The 21,723-nt window shown below is 59.6% G+C and carries 19 protein-coding genes and 1 pseudogene; 9 read left to right on the forward strand and 11 right to left on the reverse strand.

All coding sequences use genetic code 11. From position 1 onward, the window contains the following. Positions 1–177 precede the first annotated feature (177 nt). A complete protein-coding gene (gene thrC, locus FW756_RS05625) occupies positions 178–1,608 on the reverse strand; it encodes a threonine synthase (protein WP_446429172.1) in 1,431 nt (476 codons plus the stop codon). Between the two features lie 192 nt (positions 1,609–1,800). Here thrC and FW756_RS05630 point away from each other — a divergent pair, with 192 nt between their 5' ends. After that, entirely contained in the window at positions 1,801–2,649 is an 849-nt protein-coding gene (locus FW756_RS05630; RefSeq protein WP_446429173.1) for a DsbA family protein, read from the forward strand. 119 nt (positions 2,650–2,768) lie between these two features. After that, positions 2,769–3,155, forward strand: a complete 387-nt coding sequence (gene mscL, locus FW756_RS05635; protein WP_446429174.1) for a large conductance mechanosensitive channel protein MscL — start codon at positions 2,769–2,771, stop codon at positions 3,153–3,155. 93 nt (positions 3,156–3,248) lie between these two features. Here the strand turns inward: mscL and FW756_RS05640 are convergent, their stop codons facing one another. Then, positions 3,249–5,249 carry a BCCT family transporter gene (locus FW756_RS05640; protein WP_446429175.1) on the reverse strand — a complete coding sequence of 667 codons (2,001 nt, stop codon included), beginning with the start codon at positions 5,247–5,249 and terminating at the stop codon, positions 3,249–3,251. A gap of 189 nt (positions 5,250–5,438) precedes the next feature. Here FW756_RS05640 and nhaA point away from each other — a divergent pair, with 189 nt between their 5' ends. After that, positions 5,439–6,743 carry a Na+/H+ antiporter NhaA gene (gene nhaA / locus FW756_RS05645; protein WP_446429176.1) on the forward strand — a complete coding sequence of 435 codons (1,305 nt, stop codon included), beginning with the start codon at positions 5,439–5,441 and terminating at the stop codon, positions 6,741–6,743. 61 nt (positions 6,744–6,804) lie between these two features. On the opposite strand, the gene FW756_RS05650 is transcribed toward nhaA, so the two are convergent. The 4 genes from FW756_RS05650 to FW756_RS05665 form a co-directional block, all read right to left on the reverse strand. After that, a complete protein-coding gene (locus FW756_RS05650; protein ID WP_446429177.1) occupies positions 6,805–7,101 on the reverse strand; it encodes a metal-sensitive transcriptional regulator in 297 nt (98 codons plus the stop codon). A gap of 53 nt (positions 7,102–7,154) precedes the next feature. Further along, positions 7,155–8,204, reverse strand: coding sequence for a YihY/virulence factor BrkB family protein (locus FW756_RS05655; protein ID WP_446429178.1), 1,050 nt, complete (start codon positions 8,202–8,204; stop codon positions 7,155–7,157). A 71-nt stretch (positions 8,205–8,275) separates the two neighbouring features. Then, positions 8,276–9,937, reverse strand: coding sequence for an FAD-dependent oxidoreductase (locus FW756_RS05660; protein ID WP_446429179.1), 1,662 nt, complete (start codon positions 9,935–9,937; stop codon positions 8,276–8,278). A gap of 99 nt (positions 9,938–10,036) precedes the next feature. Beyond that, the gene (locus FW756_RS05665) at positions 10,037–10,804 is read right to left on the reverse strand and encodes a glycerophosphodiester phosphodiesterase family protein (RefSeq protein ID WP_446429180.1); all 768 of its coding nucleotides are present in this window, start codon (positions 10,802–10,804) and stop codon (positions 10,037–10,039) included. 122 nt (positions 10,805–10,926) lie between these two features. Between FW756_RS05665 and FW756_RS05670 the strand changes: the two genes are divergently transcribed. Beyond that, positions 10,927–11,358: an META domain-containing protein gene (locus FW756_RS05670; protein ID WP_446429181.1), complete on the forward strand. Its 432-nt coding sequence runs from the start codon at positions 10,927–10,929 to the stop codon at positions 11,356–11,358. Between the two features lie 4 nt (positions 11,359–11,362). On the opposite strand, the gene FW756_RS05675 is transcribed toward FW756_RS05670, so the two are convergent. Then, positions 11,363–12,199 carry an SDR family NAD(P)-dependent oxidoreductase gene (locus FW756_RS05675; RefSeq protein WP_446429182.1) on the reverse strand — a complete coding sequence of 279 codons (837 nt, stop codon included), beginning with the start codon at positions 12,197–12,199 and terminating at the stop codon, positions 11,363–11,365. Positions 12,200–12,252: 53 nt separating this feature from the next. Here FW756_RS05675 and FW756_RS05680 point away from each other — a divergent pair, with 53 nt between their 5' ends. Then, complete coding sequence (locus FW756_RS05680) at positions 12,253–12,792, forward strand: YaeQ family protein (RefSeq protein WP_446429183.1); 540 nt, start codon at positions 12,253–12,255, stop codon at positions 12,790–12,792. 33 nt (positions 12,793–12,825) lie between these two features. On the opposite strand, the gene FW756_RS05685 is transcribed toward FW756_RS05680, so the two are convergent. The 3 genes and pseudogenes from FW756_RS05685 to FW756_RS05695 all read right to left on the reverse strand — a co-directional run bounded on the left by FW756_RS05685 (position 12,826) and on the right by FW756_RS05695 (position 16,396). Further along, positions 12,826–13,815: a pseudouridine synthase gene (locus FW756_RS05685; protein ID WP_446429184.1), complete on the reverse strand. Its 990-nt coding sequence runs from the start codon at positions 13,813–13,815 to the stop codon at positions 12,826–12,828. 104 nt (positions 13,816–13,919) lie between these two features. Further along, positions 13,920–15,113: pseudogene (locus FW756_RS05690) on the reverse strand (SulP family inorganic anion transporter); the annotation flags it as partial. Between the two features lie 71 nt (positions 15,114–15,184). Beyond that, positions 15,185–16,396, reverse strand: coding sequence for a TDT family transporter (locus FW756_RS05695; RefSeq protein WP_446429185.1), 1,212 nt, complete (start codon positions 16,394–16,396; stop codon positions 15,185–15,187). 69 nt (positions 16,397–16,465) lie between these two features. Here FW756_RS05695 and FW756_RS05700 point away from each other — a divergent pair, with 69 nt between their 5' ends. The 3 genes from FW756_RS05700 (at position 16,466) to FW756_RS05710 (ending at position 19,947) form a co-directional block, all read left to right on the forward strand. Beyond that, positions 16,466–17,368, forward strand: coding sequence for a LysR family transcriptional regulator (locus FW756_RS05700; protein ID WP_446429186.1), 903 nt, complete (start codon positions 16,466–16,468; stop codon positions 17,366–17,368). 1,146 nt (positions 17,369–18,514) lie between these two features. Continuing rightward, entirely contained in the window at positions 18,515–19,390 is an 876-nt protein-coding gene (locus FW756_RS05705; protein WP_446429187.1) for an ADP-dependent NAD(P)H-hydrate dehydratase, read from the forward strand. Positions 19,391–19,533: 143 nt separating this feature from the next. Then, positions 19,534–19,947, forward strand: coding sequence for an MmcQ/YjbR family DNA-binding protein (locus tag FW756_RS05710; RefSeq protein ID WP_446429188.1), 414 nt, complete (start codon positions 19,534–19,536; stop codon positions 19,945–19,947). Here FW756_RS05710 and FW756_RS05715 read toward each other — a convergent pair. Further along, positions 19,944–20,966: an NAD-dependent epimerase/dehydratase family protein gene (locus FW756_RS05715; protein WP_446429189.1), complete on the reverse strand. Its 1,023-nt coding sequence runs from the start codon at positions 20,964–20,966 to the stop codon at positions 19,944–19,946. The two genes, FW756_RS05710 and FW756_RS05715, sit on opposite strands and share 4 nt — an antisense overlap. 140 nt (positions 20,967–21,106) lie before the next feature. Between FW756_RS05715 and FW756_RS05720 the strand changes: the two genes are divergently transcribed. Then, positions 21,107–21,703: a TetR/AcrR family transcriptional regulator gene (locus FW756_RS05720; protein ID WP_446429190.1), complete on the forward strand. Its 597-nt coding sequence runs from the start codon at positions 21,107–21,109 to the stop codon at positions 21,701–21,703. Positions 21,704–21,723 lie beyond the last annotated feature (20 nt).

Raw genomic sequence — 21,723 nt, forward strand, 5'->3', positions numbered from 1 at the left:
CACCGCAGTTTCGCCTGATCAGAGGACGACTCGCCCCGCATCAGAAAAAGAGGCAGGCAGGAGCGCAAGTAATACCACTGTGGGGCGCAGAAGGAAGTGCTTCTGCGCCCCACAGGCACCAATCAGGCGAAATTCACGAGGTCTCTCCGCAACTCGGGCGAGTTGCAAGACCTCAAGTTATGGCTTGACTGCCCGTGCCGCGACGAACTCGCGCAGCTGCGCCTCGTCGTCCGCCATCTCGGTGACGTGCTGCGGGAGATCGAGCAGGCCCGAAAGATGTTCTGGCATGCCAAGCTGCTTGCCGGTTGCTTCGAATACGATCTCCGGGAACTTCTCGGGCTTTGCGGTTTCAAGCACTAGCATGGGCACGCCAGGCTCCAGGTGCTCACGCGCGACCTTGACGCCGTCTGCAGTGTGCGGGTCGATGATGACCCCCGTTCCCTCAAACGTTGCGCGGATCGTAGCCACACGGTCAGCGTGAGTGCTGGTGCCACTCACGAAACCAAACTCACCCTCGAGACGAGCGTGTTCTGCGGTGAGGTCGATTTTGCCCGTTTCGTCGAGCTCTCGCCATGCAGCCGAGAGACGTTCTCCGTCACGTCCGAGGAGATCGTAGATGAACCGCTCAAGGTTCGACGCCTTCGAAATATCCATTGAAGGGCTTGAAGTGAGATACGTTTCCGCCGAACTCCGGGGTGCGTACAGGCCCGTACGGAAGAACTGGTCGAGCACATTGTTCTCGTTTGCAGCGAGAACAAGCTTGCGCACAGGAAGCCCCATCGTCTTCGCCATGTGGCCAGACAGAATGTTGCCAAAGTTTCCAGAAGGTACCGTGAAGGACACCTCAAACCCTGCGCGCTCGGTCACCGGCAATGCATCAGTAACACGTAGCCACGCCCAGAAGTAGTAGACCATCTGCGCGCTGATACGACCAAGGTTGATCGAGTTCACGGTGCCCAGGTGGTTCTCACGCTTGAATTCAAGATCGCCCGAGAGGGCCTTCACCAGGTTCTGGCAATCATCGAAAACACCCTCAAGCGCGATGTTATGGATGTTCTCGTCATCGAGCGAGTACATCTGTGCACGCTGGAAGTCACTCATACGCCCCTGGGGAGACAGCATAAAGACAGCGATGCCGTCCTTGCCGCGCAGCGCGTATTCAGCCGCGGAGCCTGTATCCCCCGAGGTCGCACCAACGATGTTCAGCGTGCGATCAGTGCGGGCTAGCACGTACTCAAGCGACTGGCCAAGGAACTGCATAGCCATGTCCTTGAAAGCCAAGGTCGGCCCCTCTGACAAGCCGACGAGCGTGATCTCATCGTCAAGCTTCGTAACTGGCACAACCTCATCAGCAACGAACGTGTCGCGGCTATAGGCACGTGCGCACATCGCGTCCAGGTCAGCACGCGGAATGTCATGTGCGTACAGGCTCAGCACTTCAGCCGCGAGTTCGGGGTATGAGAGGTCGCGCCACGATTCGATCGTCTCGCTTGTCACCTGCGGAACAGTCTCAGGGACTACAAGGCCGCCGTCAGTCGCGAGACCTTCAAGCAGCACCTCACCGTACTCTGCAGGTTCCATACCCCCACGGGTCGAAATGTACTTCACGTCGCTCCTTTGGCCGTGTCTGGGCCAGTCCAGGCCAGTCATCAGCTGCCACATCACTGTGTGTCAGCAGTGTTCATTCTTCCAGGATTCACCATCCCATGTGAAACCGAAGCATATTTCTCACGTTCTTTTACGGTTTGTAAAGCTACGATCAAGCGAAACCTAGTTGACGGCACAAAGGACGAACCTGATATGACGCACGCGAACCACCTCCGCAAGAAACTTCCAATCCTCGCGGGGGCAGGCGCTGTAGTTGCGCTCGTTCTTGGCGGCCTCACAGCGTGCTCAACCGGCAGCGACTCCGAAAATTACGTGTCACAGACGAAATTCGACTCGGCTCCGGCGAACATGCAGTCGGGTGGTGCGCTGTTTACCTCGACTGATTCGGTGGTCGCATCGGCTCCCCTCTCGGCGGGCGCGGATCGCGTAGCAACCGACACGTCCTCAGTGAAGGCCCCCACGCAGGTCTCGGTCTTCGTTGACTTCATGTGCCCCGCGTGTGGCTCATTCGAGCAGACTTTTGGCGAGATGCTGACAGAGAAGGTCGATGCGGGAGAAATCTCTCTCGAGGTCACCCCTTTGACCTTCCTGAACCGTATGTCTCAGGGAACCAACTACTCCACTCGTGCGGCCAACCTATTTGCCTGCACGGTGTCACAGCAGCCTGAGTACGCGTACGAACTGCAGTCGACGCTGCTGAGCGCGAAGGTACAGCCTGCCGAGAACACGAAGGGTCTCTCAAACGAAGAGCTCGTCAAACTCGCAAAGGAGGTCGGCATCGCAGACACTCAGGAGTTCGTCGACTGCGCAATGACCGTCCCCTATGGCGCCTTCCTTGACAAGAATTCAGAAGAGATGCTCAGCGGGTCGGGAATTGTCGGCCTCGCAGACGGCGCAAAGCTCCTCGATGCTGAACACAACCCGCAGGCAGACGGCCCCCAGCGCCTCTTGGGCACTCCGCTCGTACTCATCAACGGTGAACAGTGGGACTACTCGCACGACCCGGATCTTGATAAGGCGCTTGCCGCAGCGGCAAAGTAATGGCACGGCGCGTTACGGAAACAACGCAACGCGCCGCTGAACCCCCTGTGCTCTTCCATTGAACTCGCAAAGTGGAATACTCTCGTAGCGTCTACAGTTCATGCACAGGGGGTTCAACCATGCTTAAGGGTTTTAAAGAGTTTTTGATGCGCGGAAACGTCATCGACCTCGCGGTCGCTGTCGTCATCGGTGCAGCATTTAACGCAGTCATTGATCGCATGGTTACATCGTTCATCAATCCGATCATCGGAATGATCTTCAAGGCAGATTCACTCGATGGCGCCCTCGCAGTTACGCTCCCGGGTGGCGGCGTTCTCGCTTTCGGAGCAGTGCTCGGCGCACTGCTGAACTTCGTCATCGTTGCCGCGGTTGTCTACTTCGTTTTCGTGCTCCCGATGAACAAGCTTAAGGGCGCACCAGCAGAAGAGGCTCCGGCAGGACCCACGACAGACGAGCTTCTCACCGAGATCCGCGATCTCTTGAAGGCTCAGCAGGAGACAAAATAACGTCACCTCACAACGCAAGAGGGGGTGCAGCCGGAATAATCCGGCTGCACCCCCTCTTGCGTGGCTGGGAATTCCCAGCACGCGATCCGCGCCCTACTTTTCAGGCGCCGGATCTGTCGGCGAATCTGATTGCTCGTCAGACTCCGGCGTTCCTCCCCCAGGATTCTCTCCCTCAGGCTTCTCGCCAACCGTCAGCGAAGCGTCACCAGACGCCGCACGGGACGGCGGGTTTTCCGCAGGATCCTGGATTCGGCCTGGCTCAAGGGTGCGGCGAACGTCTTCCGCAGTGATGGTGTCGATCGGCCCGGTCGTCGCGTCAATGTACCACTCAGTCAGTGCGGGATCTTCACTGTCGAAACCGGCACCAGCACCCTCGTCTGCGGGCACTTCACTCGCCTCGAACACAAAGTCGTCACCGTACTCATCGATGCCACGACGCACACCCTGCGCAATCGCAGCCCGAGCGTATCGTCGCCGAATAATAAAGGGGTCAGTACCGAGCTCTCTCGCCCAAGAAATCATGATGCCAATGACGATGATTGCGAATGGGAGGGCAGACACCACCATGATCGACTGCAACCCCGACAGCGCAGTGCGCCCGCCAGCGAGCAGCAGCGCCGCCGCAATGGTGCCCAGGAGGAGTCCCCACAGCACCGTCACCCACTTTGCGGGTTCTGGACGACCCGACTGAGACATGGAGGCCATCACAATCGAAGCCGAATCGGCTGCGGTCACGAAGAAGATAATGACGGCAGTCATCGCGATCACCGAGGTAATCATGCCAAGCGGAAGACGTTGCAGAAGCTGGAACAGCACCTCTTCACTTGTGCCGCCTGCTTGCAGGTCAATGCCTTGCTGAGACATCCAAATAGCCGTGCCACCGTAGACAACGAACCAGGCGATGACAATCGCAGAGGGCACGAATACCACGACGGTCACAAACTCGCGCAGGGTACGGCCACGTGAAATCTTCGCAATGAACATGCCGACGAATGGCGTCCAAGAGACCCACCACGCCCAGTAGTAGGTGGTCCAGGAACCGAGAAACTCGACCGCCTCAGGACCATCATTCGCGTTCAAAGACAGCATCGAACCAAGCTGGTTGAAGAACTCGACGAGCGATGCAGGCATGTAGTTCAGCAGGAACACGGTCGGGCCCGCAATGAGTACGAACAGGCCAAGCAGTCCCGTCAAGAACATGTTGGTGTTCGACAGGATCCGAATACCGCGCTTGACGCCAGAGACCGCGGAGGCAATGAACAGCGCCGTCAGAATCGCAATCGAGCCGATGAGGAACATGTTCCCCATCTCGCCAAGACCGGTGACCAACATGAAGCCGCTCTGAATCTGCAGCGCGCCGATTCCCAGCGAGACTGCCGTACCGAACAGCGTGACGACAATGGCGAAGAAGTCGATCAAGCGTCCGAGAATACGATTGCTCGATCCAGGAAACACCGGCTCAAACAGCGCCGAGATCAGTGGAGCGCGCCCGCGCCTGAACGTGCTGTAAGCAATTGCTCCACCCACGAGTGCATAGAACGCCCACGCAATGGGCCCCCAGTGCAGGATGGTTTGCGCCATTGCAGGCAAGGCTGCCGCAGGCGATCCGCCGACGACCGCCTGGCTCGGGGCCGGATTCTGGAAGTAGGTCAGCGGCTCAAGCGGGCCGTAAAACAGCAGGCCGATACCGAGGCCTGCTGCGAAAAGCATCGAGACCCATGAGGTTGTTGAGTACTCTGGCTCTTCCTCGTCTGCGCCGAGCCGAATACCACCTGTGCGACCGTAACCAACGACGATCATGAAGAGCGCAGCAGCAATCGCAAGCGCGCCAAATAGCCACCCAAAATTCATGGTGACCCAGGTGAGGGAGGTTGACCCGACCTCAAGCAGGTTCTCTGGGGCGATGAACGCCCAGGCAATCACGCCAAGTGTTGCGACAACAGCGCCGCCAAGGACAAATTTGTTTGTAGGGAAACGCGTTCCAGTCTGCTCAACACCAATTCCTGGGAGCAACGCCGGGTGTGGAATTCGAGAGGTCTCCGGAACTCCTTGAAGTGCGCGCGCTAATCGTCCTGTCGAATTTGGCTGCTTCATACCTATCGACCATAGCTATGTCACGAGAGAATCGAGAGTTTCTCTCTGTTTTCACGAAAGATCACTGCGCACTTGATTGCGGCACCCCCAGCGAGTATGGGTAGTATCTACAAGAGTTCCGCGTTTCGTGCGTGGATGGTGCGTCGGGAAGTCTGGTCGACAGTTTGTTTCCCACACCCAAGGAGCCTCATGGCTGAACCGAAATCCACGACCCCCGCTACCCCTGCTAGCGACGCCGAGAAGCACTCGTCACGACGTGCAGCTATTGGCAGCTTCCTCCGTCGCGAGACCGTTGGCGGCATGCTGCTCGTTATTGCAGCAGTTATTGCCCTCATCTGGGCAAACTCCCCCGCTGCTGACAGCTACTTTGCGCTTCGAAACTTCAAGATTGGTTACGAACCATGGCATCTTGAGTTGTCGCTCGGCCAGTGGGCATCAGACGGCTTGCTTGCCATTTTCTTCTTCATTGTCGGCCTTGAGCTGAAGCGCGAATTTGTCTCGGGAGACCTGCGTAATTTCAGCACCGCTATCGTGCCAATTGCGGCTGCAGTTGGAGGCGTCGCGGTTCCCGCAATCATCTACGTCGTGCTCCTTCGCAATGAACCAGACCTGCTTGGCGGTTGGGCGATTCCCACAGCGACCGACATCGCCTTTGCCGTTGCAGTGCTGGCGATCATCGGTTCCTACCTGCCGAGCGCCCTGCGAATCTTCCTCCTCACGCTTGCGGTCGTCGATGACCTCATCGCAATCGGCATCATCGCAATCTTCTACACAGACGACCTGAACTTTGTGCCGCTCGCCATATCTCTACTCGTCATCGCCGTCTATGGCTTTGTCGTCCAACGCTGGCAAGCGGCGTTCCTCACTCGCCCCATCCTGGCTTGGCTCATCCTGCTGCCTCTCGGCTTCACGGCCTGGGCGCTGATGCACGCTTCCGGCATTCACGCGACCATCGCTGGTGTCCTGCTCGGCTTCACCGTTCCCGTCTTGCACGCTCGCGGCTCGAAGCAGCCGAAAGATGCACCGGGACTTTCCGAGAGCCTGGAGCACCGGTTCGGACCGATGTCTGCAGGTTTTGCAGTTCCCGTCTTTGCGTTCCTCGCAGCAGGCGTGAACATCGGGGGCTGGGCCGGAGTCGAAGCTGCCGTTACCGCGCCTCTGACGCTCGCAATCGTTGCTGCGCTGGTGTTCGGCAAGCCCATCGGCATCACGTTGGTGACGTGGCTCATGACACTCATCACCCGCAAGCCGATCGACCCCTCAATTCGGTGGATTGATTTGTTCGGCATGGGCGCTCTCGCGGGCGTCGGGTTTACGGTTTCGCTGCTTGTCGCCGAGTTGAGCTTCCCAGAAGGAAGCTTTGAACAGTCAGACGCGAAGGTAGCGATCATCTCTGCTTCAGTCATTGCCATCATCGTGGCTTCACTGATTCTGGTGCCGCGCAACCGCAAGTACCGGCGGATCGCGAAGACCCCGCAGACGCGTTCATACTGAGTCGAGACGCAGCAAAAGGTTCGGGCACATGCACTTCCACGCATGTGCCCGAACCTTTGTCTTATGCCAGGGAGAGGAACAACTTCTCAAGTTCCTCTGGGTTCGGATTCCCCGAGTCATCAGGGTTTGTCATGCAGTCCTTCAACGCAGAGGAAATGACGAGGAATCCAGCTCGATCAAGAGCTTTCGAGACCGCAGAAAGCTGCTGCACGACATCGCGACAGTTGTCTCCACGTTCAACCGCAGAGATCACAGCACCCAGCTGCCCCTGCGCACGACGCAGCCGGTTGAGTACCTTACGTTGTGCCTCAGCATCATGCTGGGTAGGTTCACTCGTAGTATCGATCTGCGCAGTCATGATTCCTCCATTTCGCGGGCACCTCCAGGATACCCCGCTCAGTATTCTGGGCGTTACTCTCGACGCCGCTTCTCAGCTTCTTTATTAGCCAATACGCGTGCGATGGCAAGATCCCGCGTCGCGACATCATGCACGATTTCCGCTCGCTGTACGCGATATTCCGCCAAGGTGGCTGGACCGCCCTTCCCTGCGCCACGAGCTTCGGAATCCCTTGTGGCAGTCACGATGTAACTGCCTGCGAACAGAATCACCTGCGCCGAGAGATTGAACCACAGCAACAGGGCAATGAGCGCCGCAAACGAGGCAAGCAGTGGGTTTGCCGTTGCGCCCCGCACAAACAGGCTCGACAGCTCTTGCAGCACCGTGAGACCGACCCCGCCAATCATTGCCCCAAGCCAGAGTGCTCCCCGTGTCGCACGGAAACCAGCGAGCAGGGCAAACGCAATGACGATCGCAAGCGTGTCGATGAACCACACGACGAGCACGCTCAGGATCCGCGCAAGGACCACCATCGCAGTCGAGGTCTCAGACAGGCCAACCCAGGAAGACAACACCTCGATTCCGACCGAGGTCATCAACGCGAGCACGACAGAGACGACAAGAAGCCCACCGAAGCCAATAGCAACGAGCAAGTTTCGCAGCAGCACCCAGATGAACATTCCGTCGTCATGCAGTTCGTCAGCGATTTCGCGGAACCCAACACGCAAGCTCCCTATCGCACCAATCGCGGCGCCAATCAGGCCGACAAGGGAGAGCGCGCCAACGACTGACATCGCTGAGGGAATTGCGATCTGTGACAGATCCACGAGATCTAGCACCCCAGGAAGTACACGATTGACCGCCCCTTCGAGGGAAGCCATCGCAGCCGGGTCTCCCCCGAGCCAGAGCGCAGCAAACGAAAACACGAGCAGTATTCCCGCAAACACGCTAAAGAGTGAACGATAGGTGATGCTGTCTGCGTATGTCGCCCCACGGTTTTCGCCGTAGAGCATGAATGCTCGCACAAGCCTGAGCTTGAGCACCCACGCAGTCGCGCGCCGCACGAGAACGCGCGGCCCGCGCACCCCGGCTTCTTGACCGTTTCCTGCCTGCACCTTGCTCATCTGACGCTCCTCGTTCACCCACGTTGAGTGTTCGACGTACTCCTGCCGAGCAGAAGTACCGTTACCAGTCTCTAGCGAACGAGGATATCGGTGCCGAGCACATCCCGCAGCGTGTTCATGCCACCAGACATCGAGGCAGAGTCGAACCCGGCCTGCACGAGCACACGATGCGCAATATGAGATCGCACGCCCGAGCCGCAGAGGGCTCGCACTGGCTTTCCAGCGGCAGCCTCACGCACCTCGCCAATTCGTTCGCGGAGTTCCGTATGCGGAATATTCAGCGCCCCTGGCAGGTGTCCAGCGTCGAACTCCTCAACGCTACGCACGTCGAGCACCAAGACATCCTCACGAATCGCTTCCCACTGCTCCGCATGCCACAGGGCGAGGGTGCCATCGATGACGTTCGACCCCACCATTCCAACCATATTCACTGGATCCTTCGCGCTGCCATACACGGGCGAGTAGGCGAGGTCGAGGTCAATGAGATCCGCTGCAGTGAACTGAGCGCGGATCGCAGTCGCAAGCACATCAATCCGCTTATCGACGCCTTCCTTGCCCACCCCCTGCGCACCGAGCACCAAGCCATCACTCGCCCGAACATGCACGACGAGCGCCATTGAGGTTGCGCCGGGGAAATATCCAGCGTGCTGCGCGGGATGCAAGTGCAGCGTCTCATACGCAATACCGGCTTGGTCGAGGGCGGCACGGTTTGCGCCAGTCATTGCTGCAGTCAGTTCGCCCACCCGAATAATTGCCGTGCCAACCGGCGCCGGAATTCTCCGCGCGGCCGCTGGCCGCAAGATCGCATCGGCAATCTGGCGCCCCGCTCGGTTTGCAGGACCTGCAAGCGCAACTGGACGCCTGATCCCTGTGACCCAGTCCGTCGACACCGTGGCGTCCCCCGCCGCGTACACGTCAGCAAGGTTCGTTCGGCCATGCTCATCGACCACAATTGCGCCGCGTTCAACGTCTACGCCACCACTTGCGAACACCTCAGTGTCAGGACTTACGCCAGCTGACAGCACGACCATGTCAGCTGTGATCCGATGCCCGTTACTCAGGACAACTTCTGCTCCCTCTGCGGCTTCGGTGATGGCGGTCGCGGTCGTTCCCGCGTGCACCGTGATGCCGAGACGGTCAAGTTCTGCCGTGACCCGGCTCGCCATCTCCCGCTCAAGCGGCGCGAGCACATGAGACGCTGACTGCACGATGTCCACTTCGAGGCCACGCAGGCGCAGCGCCTCAGCTGCTTCAACACCGATGAACCCTGCACCGAGCACAACAGCTCGGCGCGCGCCGGTCTCAACGGTTTCACGTAGCGCGACGGCGTCGCCAACGGTACGTAGCGTCTGCACGCGCGGTGAATCGATTCCGGCGATGTCTGGTCGCACCGCGGTCGCACCTGGCGCAAGGATCAGCGCATCATACGAGAGCGCTTGCTCTCCCTCGTCATTTCGCACGGTGATGGTCTTCGCCTCTGCATCGAGTCCAACGACTTCGTTCCCAACGCGCACGTCGAGGTCGAGTGCCGCTCGCAGCGTCGCAGGTGTGTGGAGCAAGAGTGCGGACTCTTCGACGATTTCACCGCCAACAAAGTACGGCAAACCACAGTTCGCGAACGAGACATGCTCGCCGCGCTCCAGCACAATAATCTGGGCATCCTCATCAAGGCGGCGCGCACGCGCGGCCGCACTCATCCCAGCGGCGACTCCACCGACAACAACAATGCGCATAGGGGCTCCATTCAGGTCATGCTTTCCTGCATGAAGTATACCCCCGGGGGTATTTATTTTGTCAAACAGTATCCACACAGGGCCCGCGCCCAGGACTCGTTATCGGAGCTCAGCAACCGCCAGATCAGTGCGATCCGTCACCACACCATCAACACCAAATTGCATGAGCACTCGCATGTCGAGTGGGTTGTTCACCGTCCACACGTGCACCTCGACCCCGTTTCGGTGCGCGTGCTCTACGAGCCGCTCAGTAAGCACTCGAACTTTCCCGCTCTTGACGGGAATCTGGAGCGCATCCAGACCGGCAAACGCTCGATCAATCACCCTCCCTGACCGAGTTGCCATCGCGCCTAGCAGGGTAATAAGCCGCCGCTTACCCGGGGAGGTCGCGGGGGTCGCACCGCGTTGACGAGCAGCCACCAACGAACGCTCCCGGATGCGGTCAGAGAAGCTCGTCAGGAGTGCACGATCCGCCACCTCAGCTGCGAGCCAGCCCGTCTGCTCAGCCGCCGCAGCCGCTTTGACATCGATATTGAACCGGGTATCCGGAAACTCAGCAAACGCATCTTCAAGCGTTATCAGGCCACCGATATCAGTCATGACCGCTGCAAGCTCCGCACGCGTCAATGAGGCGACCGTGCGCGGATCACCAGCCACTCGACTGAGGTCTTCGTCGTGGAAGCAGACCACCACACCATCACGAGTGAGGTGGACATCAGTCTCGATGTATTCTGCGCCAGCTTCGACCGCTGCGCGGAATGCGTCTCGAGTATTTTCGACGGTCACACTGCGAGCAGCTGGCGGAACAAACCCCCGATGCGCGAAGATCCTTGGTTGAGTAGCAGCAGTGAGATAGGGATGAGCCACAAACAACGTCCTTCTGTGCAAACGCGAGCCGACTCTCAGCTTACGCCAACCTGATTTCCAGACTCAGCATATTCATTGGATTTTCCACCGGGTTCACACACTTCTTTGGAAAGATGTGAGACATGCACATCTCTTCACGTACGACCCGTCGACTGCTCTTCGCTGTGGGCACGACGGGCGTTCTCGCACTGGCGCTCACTGGGTGTACTGGCAGCGGCGATACACGGAGCCAAGACGCAACTCCAGGCATCGACTCGGCCACCGATCTCGGGACGCAGGCGCTTGGGTCGTGGGGTTCAGTTGATGATGGACAGCCCAATCTGACGCTCGTCGAAGACGGCACCTACACCGGCAATGATGGGTGCAATCAGTTGATCGGGAGCTTCACCGCCTCGGGCGACACCATCACGTTCGGTAAGGACGGCGCGATGACGCTCATGGCATGCCCCGACGTCGACGACTGGCTCAACGGCATGTCCACTGGAAAAATCGTCAACAACGCCCTTGAGATTAGCAATGCCGCGGGAGATGTCATCGGTACACTGAGCCGCTAGCCGCTCATCGTTCCGAAGGCCGAGAGCCAGCGGCATTCGGATCGTTTTCGCCCCACGATTCCACGGTGAGACGTCGCACCCATTCCGCAGGAACCCCGTCAGCAGCAACGCGTGCCGCGAGTGATGCTGGTGAATCCTGGCCAGCGCGAAGATACTTTCCAGACCACGCGTCGAGCTCGCCGTGGTAGATCGCGAGCACCAACTCGCAGGTTGCCGCAACAGGCGTGAATTCGGTCCTGCCCCGGTGCAGATCCATCGAGTCAGTCATATCCGTCTTCACCACGCCCGGTGCCACGGCAAACGAGCGCAAGCCCCCGGCATACCCGGCCTCGTGCAGATGACCTGCGAGGCGCATGACCCCCGCCTTACTTGAGGTGTAGGCAGACGCCTTGTCCCAGTCTTTCGCACCAGCCCCCGATGCGAGTTCCACCACGCGCCCGCCACCGATAGCAAGCATGCCAGGGATCGCCGCGCGGGACACGTTGAACGAACCAATGAGGTTCGTTTCGATGACTGCGCGCCATTGCTCGGCATCGGCTTCCCAAAGCGGGACCTCGCGGTCGATCCGCCCTGCGGCATTCACAATGAGCGAAAACGGCGTCGGTATTACGTCCGAAAGTTCGAGGACGGCACGACTGACAGCAAACGCATCAGTGATGTCTGCAAGGCGATACTCCGCAGTACCGCCAGACGCCCGAATCTCCTCAGCCACGACGTGCAGTTTTGACTCGTCACGCGCTATCAGCGCAACGGGAATGCCAGCTGCGGCGAGCGCTTTCGCGATGGCGGCACCGATGCCACGGGACGATCCGGTGATGAGGGCTGCGGGTCTGACGGTCATATCTTGAGCATAGGAGAAGTGCGCGGCATTGCGACTGCCTAGAATTGAACATTATGGCTATCGGCTCGACAATCCTCAATTTCTCTATTCAGCTTGCCGACATTGATCGCGGCGTCTATGAGGATTTCACCCTCCGTGTTGCGCGGCATCCGTCTGAGACTGAGGCGTTCATGGTGACGCGTGTGCTCGCATACTGCTTGGAGTTTCAGGACGGGATCGATTTTGGTGGCGGAGTCTCGACCACTGATGAGCCAACCGTCTGGGTGAAGGATCTGACCGGCAAGGTCACCGCCTGGATCGAAGTTGGCGCCCCCGATGCGGCGCGCATGCACTTCGGCAGCAAGCTCGCAGACTACGCCGCCGTCTACACACACCGCGACCCGGCAAAGGTGCTGCGCGCGTGGGAGGGGAAGACCATCTATAACGCTGACGCGCTCATCGTGCGCAGTTTCGATCCGAAGGTGATTGACAGCCTTGCGGGTGCGCTTGACCGACGCAACACGATGTCAGTGTCGCGCACCGAGGGCACCCTGTACGTTGAGCTCAACGGCGCCTCGTTCGAGACTGAGGTCGGTTCGCACTCCGCCGCGTAACCGGGGCGGCGAGCGGGTGGGCGGATCCGCGCCCTACTCGTTCGTGAGCAGCGGCAGCGAGCGCGCACTCTCGAACGTGCGTTCCGTCCCATCGATCGGGTCTGTGAACGACAGCTGATTCGCAAGCAGTTGGAGCGGGGTCGTAAAGTCATCGATGGTGACATCGCGCTCAACCGGATACAGCGGGTCTCCGACGATCGGAATACCGAGGCTTGCGAGGTGAATACGCAGCTGGTGAGTCTTGCCCGTGATTGGTGACAGCTTGTACTCGCCGAGGCGTGGCTGTATGGGCACGTCACCGTCGACTCCCGGAAGCGGCTGGTACGCCTCGGGCGCGGTTCCTGCAGTAAGCTCCCCCACCAGCTCAACGAGTGACTCCGAGTTTGGCTCAGCGCCTGCGATCTCGCTCGCGCGCATGACACCGTGCTCTTTCACGATGTGACTGCGCACGGTGGCCGGGACCGCAAGGTCTTCGCGCAGGGGTGCGATCGCTCGATAGGTCTTCGTGATCTGGCCGTACTGGAACATTGACTGGTACGGGCCACGCCACTGCCGTTCTTTCGCGAGGAGCAGGAGACCGCTCGTCACCCTGTCGAGGCGATGCATCGGAGTGAGCTCCGGGAGACCAAGCTCTGCGCGCAGGCGCACGACGACGCTCTGCATGACGTGCCTGCCTCGCGGAATGGACGAAAGGAAGGGTGGCTTATCAACCACCATGATGCGTTCGTCTTCAAAAACAGTATGAATCTTGCCCGGTACGGTCGCTTCTTCGCGCAGGTCACGGTGGAACCAGACAAAGGTATAGGGCGTGTACGGATCCGCTGCCCGAACGGGCTGCCCGTCAGCGAGCACGAATCTTCCCTCATCGATGCTCGCGTCGACGTCCATGTGTACGCGTAACCGCTCGTCAAGCCAATCACGCATCGTCGCCCACGGGCTCGGCGCGTGACGATCGAAACCGTCAGTGCGCAACCACGCGGGATCAAGACCGTTGCGTTGCGCGAGCGGAGACTTCGGAGGCATCGTTCAATCGTACCGGTGTGAGGATCAGGAGCAGCCGTGCACGGCTTGCTCGTTAGCCCGTAAGCTCGTTAGCTCGCGACAGCGAACTTGCGTGCAGTCGCGTTGATGAGCGCGGCGAGGAGCGTCCCGACGATCACACCAATCGCGAGGTTTGAGGTCGCTACGACGAGTCCGACAGTAATGACCATCACGAAGGTGTCGCGTTTTGGAAGCGTCTTCAGCCCGCGAGGTGTGATGCTGCGCCAATCGAAGGTGGCAACACAGACCATGATCATGATGGCAACGAGAGCCGCCATGGGGATCATCGCAACCACGTCTCCGAACACGACGACGAGCAACAGCAGGAACGCACCCGCGCAGAACGTCGAAATGCGGGTGCGAGCACCAGAGACACGAACGTTGATCATCGTCTGACCGATCATCGCGCAACCGCCCATGCTGCCGAAGAAGCCAGAGACGATGTTCGCGATGCCTTGGCCCCAAGCTTCACGCGTCTTGCTTGAGGGCGTCTGGGTGATGTCGTCGACCAGCTTCGCAGTCATGAGTGACTCCATGAGCCCGACGAGTGCCATCGCGACCGCATACGGCGCGATGATTGCGAAGGTGTGCAGGTCAAGCGGCACGTTCGGAATGAACAGCTCAGGAAGGCTACGCGGCAACTCACCCTGATCGCCAACGTTTGGCACGTTGATGGCACAGAGTACAACTGCCGCCGTAATGACCACAATCGTGACAAGTGGCGCGGGCACCGCACGAGTGAATCGCGGAAGCACCGCAAGAATGCCGAGGCCAATAGCGACGAGAGGATACACGGCCCATGGCACATCAATGAGGTGTGGCAGTTGAGCGATGAACACGAGAATAGACAGCGCGTTCACAAACCCCGTCATCACGCTGCGCGGCACAAATTTCACGAGCTTTGCGACGCCGAACACCGCAAACAAGATCTGGAAGACACCTGCGAGCATCACCGTCGCAATGAAGTAATCCATGCCGTACATGCGCGAGACCGGTGCGATCACGAGCGCGACAGCTCCAGTTGCGGCACTAATCATCGCTGGGCGGCCGCCAACGAACGCTATCGTGACCGCCATCACGAACGCCGCGAATAGGCCAACCTTGGGGTCGACCCCGGCGATAATCGAGAATGAGATCGCCTCGGGGATGAGCGCGAGACCGACAACGAGGCCTGCAAGCACCTCACGTGTGAGGAGTCGCGGCGAGCGCAGCGCACTGAGGACCGTGGGCGGGTGCGCGGATCCGCCCCGTGTATTCGCGGCTGTGTTCTCGCGCTGCATCCTTCACACTCTCCTTCTGCGGCCGCTCGCCCGACGCTTCTCCTGCGAGGTCGAAACGGCCGCAGACCAGTCTACGCAGCCTTCGGTGGCGCGAGGAGCGTGCCCCGAATGACCGAGCCATGGAAGGTGCGTGAGGCGGCAATGATCCACGCACCGACAAGGCCGATGTAGTACAACACCGCAAGCACCTGCAGTGCGACGAGGCCAGTGTGCGCCGCCAACCCGTTGAGTCCGGTGACACACGTGCCCACGGGGAACGTGAAGGACCACCAGGTCAGGCTGAACGGCAACCCTGCCCGAGCGGTGCGGATCGTAATGGCGAGCGCAACCGTCGTCCACAGCAGACCAAAGCCAAGCATTGCGAAACCGTACAGCAAGCCGAAGGTATTGAGGCCCGCCGCAACGTCATCGCTCACGATGCCGGTCGCGTTCGCGCCAAGCAGTGAGGCAGCGGTAATTGACTGTCCAACCGGACCGAGCACGATCCAGAGCGTCGGCACCATACCTGCGACGCCGACACCGTGCTGCATGAGTCGCCCCCAAATCAGCGAGATGATGATGATTGCTGCCATGAGCGTCAGCCCAAAGAATCCGTAGCAGAGCCACAGGAGCGTCTCGCGGACCTGCCCTGCGGGCGCATACGGCAGCAGCAGGGCGCCACCGGTCGCCGAGACCATGGGCGGCACTACCGGCATGAGCCAGCCACCAAATGCGGCTTCTGGCTGGTAGTCGTGGCGTGTAAATGCAAGGTACGGCACCATGACCGCGGTGACCAGACCGCCGATCGTACCGATCGTCCAGAGCACCCAGTCGATCGAGACGGCGGCATCAATGCCGATCCAGTCTTTGCCAAGCAACAGCGTGCCGGTACCAACCGTCATGAACGCCATCGGGGGCGCACCATAGAAGTGTGAGATCACCGGGTGCAGGTGGTGCTTTGAAGCGACCCCGCGGAAGCGGATCCAGTGCAGGATAGTCGCTATGGTGAGCAAGACCAGCATCACTGCGGCGAGCGCCCAGATCACGGTCGCAGCGGTGCGCAGACCAGGGAACTGAACCGGCAGTGAAGCAGCGCCAATCGCCACAATGCCAGTGCCCATGATTGAGGCGTACCAGTTTGGGGTGAGGTTCGACACAATTTCCCAGGGGTGACTCAGCGCTGCGAAGAGTCGGCGTGGAAGGGTACCTTCCTGCCCCGACGGCTCACGTCGTCCGCGCGGCCTGCCCGATTCGCTGGCTTTCGTGGACGCAAGCTCGGGCTCTGTGAGGGTCTGTGAACGCATACGTCCAGTCTGCCGCTCGCCGCTTTCATTCACTACGTCGGTCAGATTGGTAGGGCACAGTATTTACTTGTGACCACCACGCGACGCATCATTGACCGAACCCTGGACCTCGACACGCTTGAAGTCCTCGAACAGGTCGCAGCGACAGGATCAATTACCCGCGCTGCGGAATCTCTCGGCGTCACCCAGCAAGCAGTATCTGCACGGGTGCGGATCGCTGAGCGCACCGTCGGACACCAGCTCGTGCGCAGATCTCCTTCTGGGTCTTCCCTGACTGAGACGGGGCGCCTGGTGCTGGGCCTCGCCCAGCCGGTACTTGAGGCTGCAGACCGTCTCGACGCGGGCATACGCGCCCTCCAGCAGCCATCAGGTGAACTTGTCGTTGCGGCCTCACAAACCATCGCCGAACTCATGCTCCCTGAGTGGCTTCTCGAATTTCAACGCAGGGCACCTGGAGTGACTGTTCGGCTCGTGGCAGGCAACTCAGCGACAGTGGCAGATCTCGTGCGCGCAGGTGGCGCACACCTCGGGTTCTGTGAGGGGCCGCACGCACCCGTCGGCCTCGATGCCGTTGGCGTTGTCTCTGATGAGCTAGTGGTCGTCGTCTCGCCAACGCATGCGTGGTCTCACGTTGCCGCTGCCTCCCCTGAGCTGCTCGCAGCAACTCCTTTCCTCGTTCGTGAGGAAGGTTCAGGAACCCGCGCGACCATCGAAAACTACCTCGGCACGTTTGACTCACGCATCGCCACCCCCGCTGCTGTACTTGAGACAAGCGGCATCATTCGGGCGAACGCGCGCGCTGGCATCGCACCAGCTGTGCTCAGCTCGCGACTTGTCGATAGCGAGCTCACGGCTGGCAGTCTCGTGCGCGTCCCCCTCGCTGGTCCCGCCATGGAACGAACGTTCCGCGGCGTCTGGAGCGGGCAACTTTCTCCGCTTGCGCGTGATTTCCTCGCTGTCGCTCGCGAATAGCCAACTACTTCGCAAGGTATGCGCCTTGCGTCGCTGCACATTCGGGTGGCCACGGGACCAAGACACGACGGCGCAGGAGCTACCCAGCCAATCCACTTCAAGTGGAGGTCAAGTCTCATCACGATGGCTGTGCGTGAAGTGCCATTCTGCAAACGGAAACAGAATGAAAAGCGGCTCAGTCACATTTGCCGTTCACTCACGCCAAATACCGTCATCGAGCTTCGATTATTCAACATGCGAACAGGGATTTTCCTGACCGCCAAACCCTGCCGACAGATTCTATCCAGGACACGTGAATCACTGGAACCCCAAAGAGCCCACGCATTCTCAATGTACCCATAAGGCCAATTTGCTATTGCAGCGATGTACATCAGCTGCAATCGTCATTCCAGGCGGGGCACAGAAACGATCATTGTTCAGCACGGAGTGGTTTATGCAAAATCCTGTTCAAACACTTGCCGCAGTCGCACTTACGGCTTCACTCACGCTAGTTGCCATTGCACCGGCGCAGGCAGTAACGGCGAGCACATTCGCCTAACCAGCGCTGATCTTCATTTGCAGCGGATCCCAGTACGTGCCAGCCAGAACATGAGGATCACCCCTCGCAACAGAATCACCGGTTGCCATGTTGCGACAGGAGCATTGGGTCTCGCACATAGTGCGCTCTGGGGGCTCGCGCTTGGCGGCCCCGTCGGGTTAGGCGCAGGAACAGCAGTCGGCGCATTCTGGTGGGCAGTGGGCACTCAATGCTGAACGACGAAAAGCGTTCAATGACGCATGCCTACCCAAGCTCGCGCAAGAGGCCTAACCGCCTCAGCACTCTGTTCAGTATCTTTCTCACGATAGGGATGATTTCTTGGGGGCATTTCTTTCTCGACAAGATGGTGGACACTGGATTGGATCCAAACGTGTTCATTGGAATGCTGTCGCTCGGAATGGTGGCGTTCGTGTTGGTTTTCACTCGTCTGCGAGATCGAACAGACCGCAAGCCAACATGGATTTGGGTTGTGGCCACAGCTGCTTTGTACTGACAGTGGCGGCCCAAGCCCTGGCTCTCCATCTGTTTAACTAGTCACGGCAGTCAGCTCGCGACCTTTGACCAGCCCAGGCGGTCAGGTGTCGCTCACACCTATGACGGGAGCAGGAATGAATAACCCCATCCGCTGGACCGCACAGGACGCGGCGAAATTCCTCAGCCCACCTACTGCAAACGACCATAAGTACAGTCGCGGGATACTCGGGCTTCGAACGGGCTCACCTGCTTACCCTGGAGCGGCTGTACTCGGTGCGGAAGCTGCTTGGCGTACGGGGATCGGAATGGTGCAGTACGTTCCCCAGGTTGACGCACCGATGACGGAGTTTGGCCTGCCGAGCCCAGCTGCAGCTGTACTTGCCGCACGACCTGAGACCGTCGTGTCCCAGGCGACAGACAAGGTGAGCGCTTGGCTCATTGGAAGTGGCACCAACCCGGCCGACAGGTCCGACGCGGAGAGCGCTGCAATTCGCGCAATACTCCAGGGCTCAAAGCCAGTAATTGCTGACGCTGGCGCGCTCAACTTATGCGTATCGCGGTTGCAACAAGAGGCCCCACTCGCTCTCACCCCTCATGCAGGAGAGTTCGCGGCGCTGTGGCGAGCCCTCGGCCAAGAGCAGCCTACTGATGACATCTTGGCTTGCGTTACTCTCGCACATGCACTTGGCTGCACAATCGCGCTCAAAGGTTCAGTCACGCAGATTGCTTCCCCCGACGGCATCGTAATCTCTGCAGGGCCGGCGACCCCGTGGCTTGCTACGGCGGGCACTGGGGACGTGCTCGCTGGCATATTTGGTGCTCTCACGGCTCGGCACGCCACAAGCATCACTTCCACCGGGCCTGAATTTGCAGAACTCGCCGCAACCGCAGCATTTTTACACGATACGGCCGCCAGAATCGCGGCTGGACCGTCGAGAGCTGGCCGACCGATCACCGCGCTCGATGTGGCGTATCATCTCCCAGCCGCCATCGAGCAGATCACGACATAACCAGCCCAAATTCAACTTGTTCTTCCGGCCTGCCAAAACACTCGCCTCGGCCTTTTCTCGTTCATCGAGTTCGCCGACTCTCCCGTGGCCGTCACGCTCGCACAGCACTAAGCTCAATAACACCGTCGTCCTCAGGAGAACCCATGCCCGATTCGCAGCCCATCGCGCTCGACGCCGTCATCACCGCCGAATGGCTCACGCAGGCCGCAACTCAATTTGTTGGAGCCGAGTGCTATTACAAAGTTGAGTGGGAGGCCGAAATCCTTGCTGTTGGGGGCAAGCAGTTTGCGCGGCTTGGCACCGACAACACTGGACGACACATTTTGACGGTCAAAGGCGATCCGCTTGAAAACGAGGCGCTGTGTCAAGAATTCACCGCGGTCGTGCCTGGGTATTACTCGAACAAGCGGCACTGGATCTCAGTCATTCTCGCCGAGACAAGCTTCTCGGAAGCACGCATCCAAGAACTCATAGCCGAGTCGTACCGTCTTGTCTTCGGTTCGCTCACTAAGAAAATGCAGTCAGAGCTTACGAACGAGCTTCCCCGCGTCGATTAGCTGCGCAATACTTGCCCACCGAGCCTCGCCGCAAGCTCGTCCGCGGTGCACAGATCAGCCATATTGAGCACGTTGGTTGTTGATCGTCCAACACCCGTGTCATTCTGCACTCGATGGGGCATCGGGCTGGCATCTGCCTGGGCAATACGCTCTGCCAGCCGTTCAGCTGCAACGGCCGCGAGAATTCCTGTCGCACGGGATTGGCCGCTGCCCTCGACAGAGATCTGCTCGCCGGTTCGGCGGTTGAGCGCAACGATTCGCCAGTCTTCAGATCCAATCGCTGGTGCCACTCGCATCAAGCCTCCCAGTTTTGGCACACGGCCAAGCAGTCGCATCGCTAGCGTCATCATTGGCGAGCTCAATGCAAGATAGCTTCGCACGGGTGTGCCCTGACGAGCACCAAGCAGCACATGGTCGGGAAAGTCAGCTCGCAGATGAGTGCGCGTCACGCCACCAAGGCCTGGAAGCTTGCGTGCCTCGCGCAGGTTTCGAACAGCCGCACTTTCCGGTGGCGCGAACATATCGGTGCCGAGCAAGCTGAGTGTCCATTCGACCGCTTCGGCTCCGTGGCGTTCGCCTGCGCCGAGCGTCACTCCGAGATCCAACGCATCCCCCGAAGTTGATTGCAGTTCCGACAACAGGACGGTGCTCAAGCCCGGTGCGATGCCTGCGCCAAGAACGGCAACTGGCCGGTCTTGCGAGGGGTTCAGCTGGGTGATCCGCGCGATCCGCGTCGCTAGTTCGCTCAGATATCGTCCGGTGGCAGAGATATCAACGATGGGCGCAAAGGCGACAAGGTCGGCAAGCTCAGGCCTCTCCTGCCCTGACGCATTAATGAGCACATCACTCGGCTGGAGCACTGTGCCGAGTCGTGCAATGTCTTGCGGCTTCGTAAGGTCTACGCGCACGTCCTGAGACGCGCTTCTTCCCACGGTGAGCACCTCGTGCCCACCGCGCTGCAACTCAGCGACGACTTCGCTGCCAACCGCGCCGCGCGCGCCAACTACTACGCCTCTCACTTGGTACCTCGATGCATTCTGGGTGAAATCATCGACACATTCACGCAAATCTCCAAACGTTCAGTTGCAATTTTCTTGCAAGCCTAGAGCGCGCGTAAAAATTCTGCAACTAAACGGTTGGAAATTGCTAGAATGGTGGCATGGCTTGGGACACTGATGCAACCAGACGCAAACTTCTCGACGCAGGTTCGCGCCAATTCGCCGCGTCAGGCTTCGCTGGAGCCAGAATCGAAGCAATTGGCGCCGATGCGGGCGTCAACAAAGAGCGGATCTACCGCTACTTCGGTGACAAGCGCGCATTCTTTGCTGCGGTACTCACCCACGAACTCACCGGCCTGCTCGAGGGGATCACTGTGTCAGGCACCGGCCCCGAAGCAGTTGGCAATTTCACGGATCAATTGCTCGACCGCTGCGAGACACGTCCTGAGCTTTCTCGTCTGCTCATCTGGGAAAGTCTCGAACTTGATGAGGCCATCGCGATCGACATCCGACATCCGATTTGTGCAAGCAAGGCCGCTGGATTTGCGTCCGCACTGCCGACGCTTGACCAGGCTGGCGCCGAGCAACTACTCGTCAGTGTTGTCGCGCTCGCTGTCGGCTGGTGCGAGCTTGGCCATCTCTCTGCCGCTATCACTGGCACACCAATCAGCTGGGAGTCTCGACGGGCGACCATACGTTCACACGCCGTCGCACTCGCCACAGGACTCGACGGTTCGTCCAGCACGCCCTCTGTGTGACCAGCATTGCACCGACCCTA

This window comes from Leucobacter sp. 1207-22 (genome assembly GCF_052850455.1).

What these genes read in the sequence shown, in the direction of transcription:
- FW756_RS05630 (WP_446429173.1), top strand. Translation starts at nt 1,801, where the DNA reads ATGACGCACGCGAACCACCTCCGCAAGAAACTTCCAATCCTCGCGGGG.
- mscL (WP_446429174.1), top strand. Translation starts at nt 2,769, where the DNA reads ATGCTTAAGGGTTTTAAAGAGTTTTTGATGCGCGGAAACGTCATCGAC.
- FW756_RS05640 (WP_446429175.1), bottom strand. Translation starts at nt 5,249, where the DNA reads ATGAAGCAGCCAAATTCGACAGGACGATTAGCGCGCGCACTTCAAGGA.
- nhaA (WP_446429176.1), top strand. Translation starts at nt 5,439, where the DNA reads ATGGCTGAACCGAAATCCACGACCCCCGCTACCCCTGCTAGCGACGCC.
- FW756_RS05650 (WP_446429177.1), bottom strand. Translation starts at nt 7,101, where the DNA reads ATGACTGCGCAGATCGATACTACGAGTGAACCTACCCAGCATGATGCT.
- FW756_RS05655 (WP_446429178.1), bottom strand. Translation starts at nt 8,204, where the DNA reads ATGAGCAAGGTGCAGGCAGGAAACGGTCAAGAAGCCGGGGTGCGCGGG.
- FW756_RS05660 (WP_446429179.1), bottom strand. Translation starts at nt 9,937, where the DNA reads ATGCGCATTGTTGTTGTCGGTGGAGTCGCCGCTGGGATGAGTGCGGCC.
- FW756_RS05670 (WP_446429181.1), top strand. Translation starts at nt 10,927, where the DNA reads ATGCACATCTCTTCACGTACGACCCGTCGACTGCTCTTCGCTGTGGGC.
- FW756_RS05675 (WP_446429182.1), bottom strand. Translation starts at nt 12,199, where the DNA reads ATGACCGTCAGACCCGCAGCCCTCATCACCGGATCGTCCCGTGGCATC.
- FW756_RS05680 (WP_446429183.1), top strand. Translation starts at nt 12,253, where the DNA reads ATGGCTATCGGCTCGACAATCCTCAATTTCTCTATTCAGCTTGCCGAC.
- FW756_RS05685 (WP_446429184.1), bottom strand. Translation starts at nt 13,815, where the DNA reads ATGCCTCCGAAGTCTCCGCTCGCGCAACGCAACGGTCTTGATCCCGCG.
- FW756_RS05695 (WP_446429185.1), bottom strand. Translation starts at nt 16,396, where the DNA reads ATGCGTTCACAGACCCTCACAGAGCCCGAGCTTGCGTCCACGAAAGCC.
- FW756_RS05705 (WP_446429187.1), top strand. Translation starts at nt 18,515, where the DNA reads ATGAATAACCCCATCCGCTGGACCGCACAGGACGCGGCGAAATTCCTC.
- FW756_RS05710 (WP_446429188.1), top strand. Translation starts at nt 19,534, where the DNA reads ATGCCCGATTCGCAGCCCATCGCGCTCGACGCCGTCATCACCGCCGAA.
- FW756_RS05720 (WP_446429190.1), top strand. Translation starts at nt 21,107, where the DNA reads ATGGCTTGGGACACTGATGCAACCAGACGCAAACTTCTCGACGCAGGT.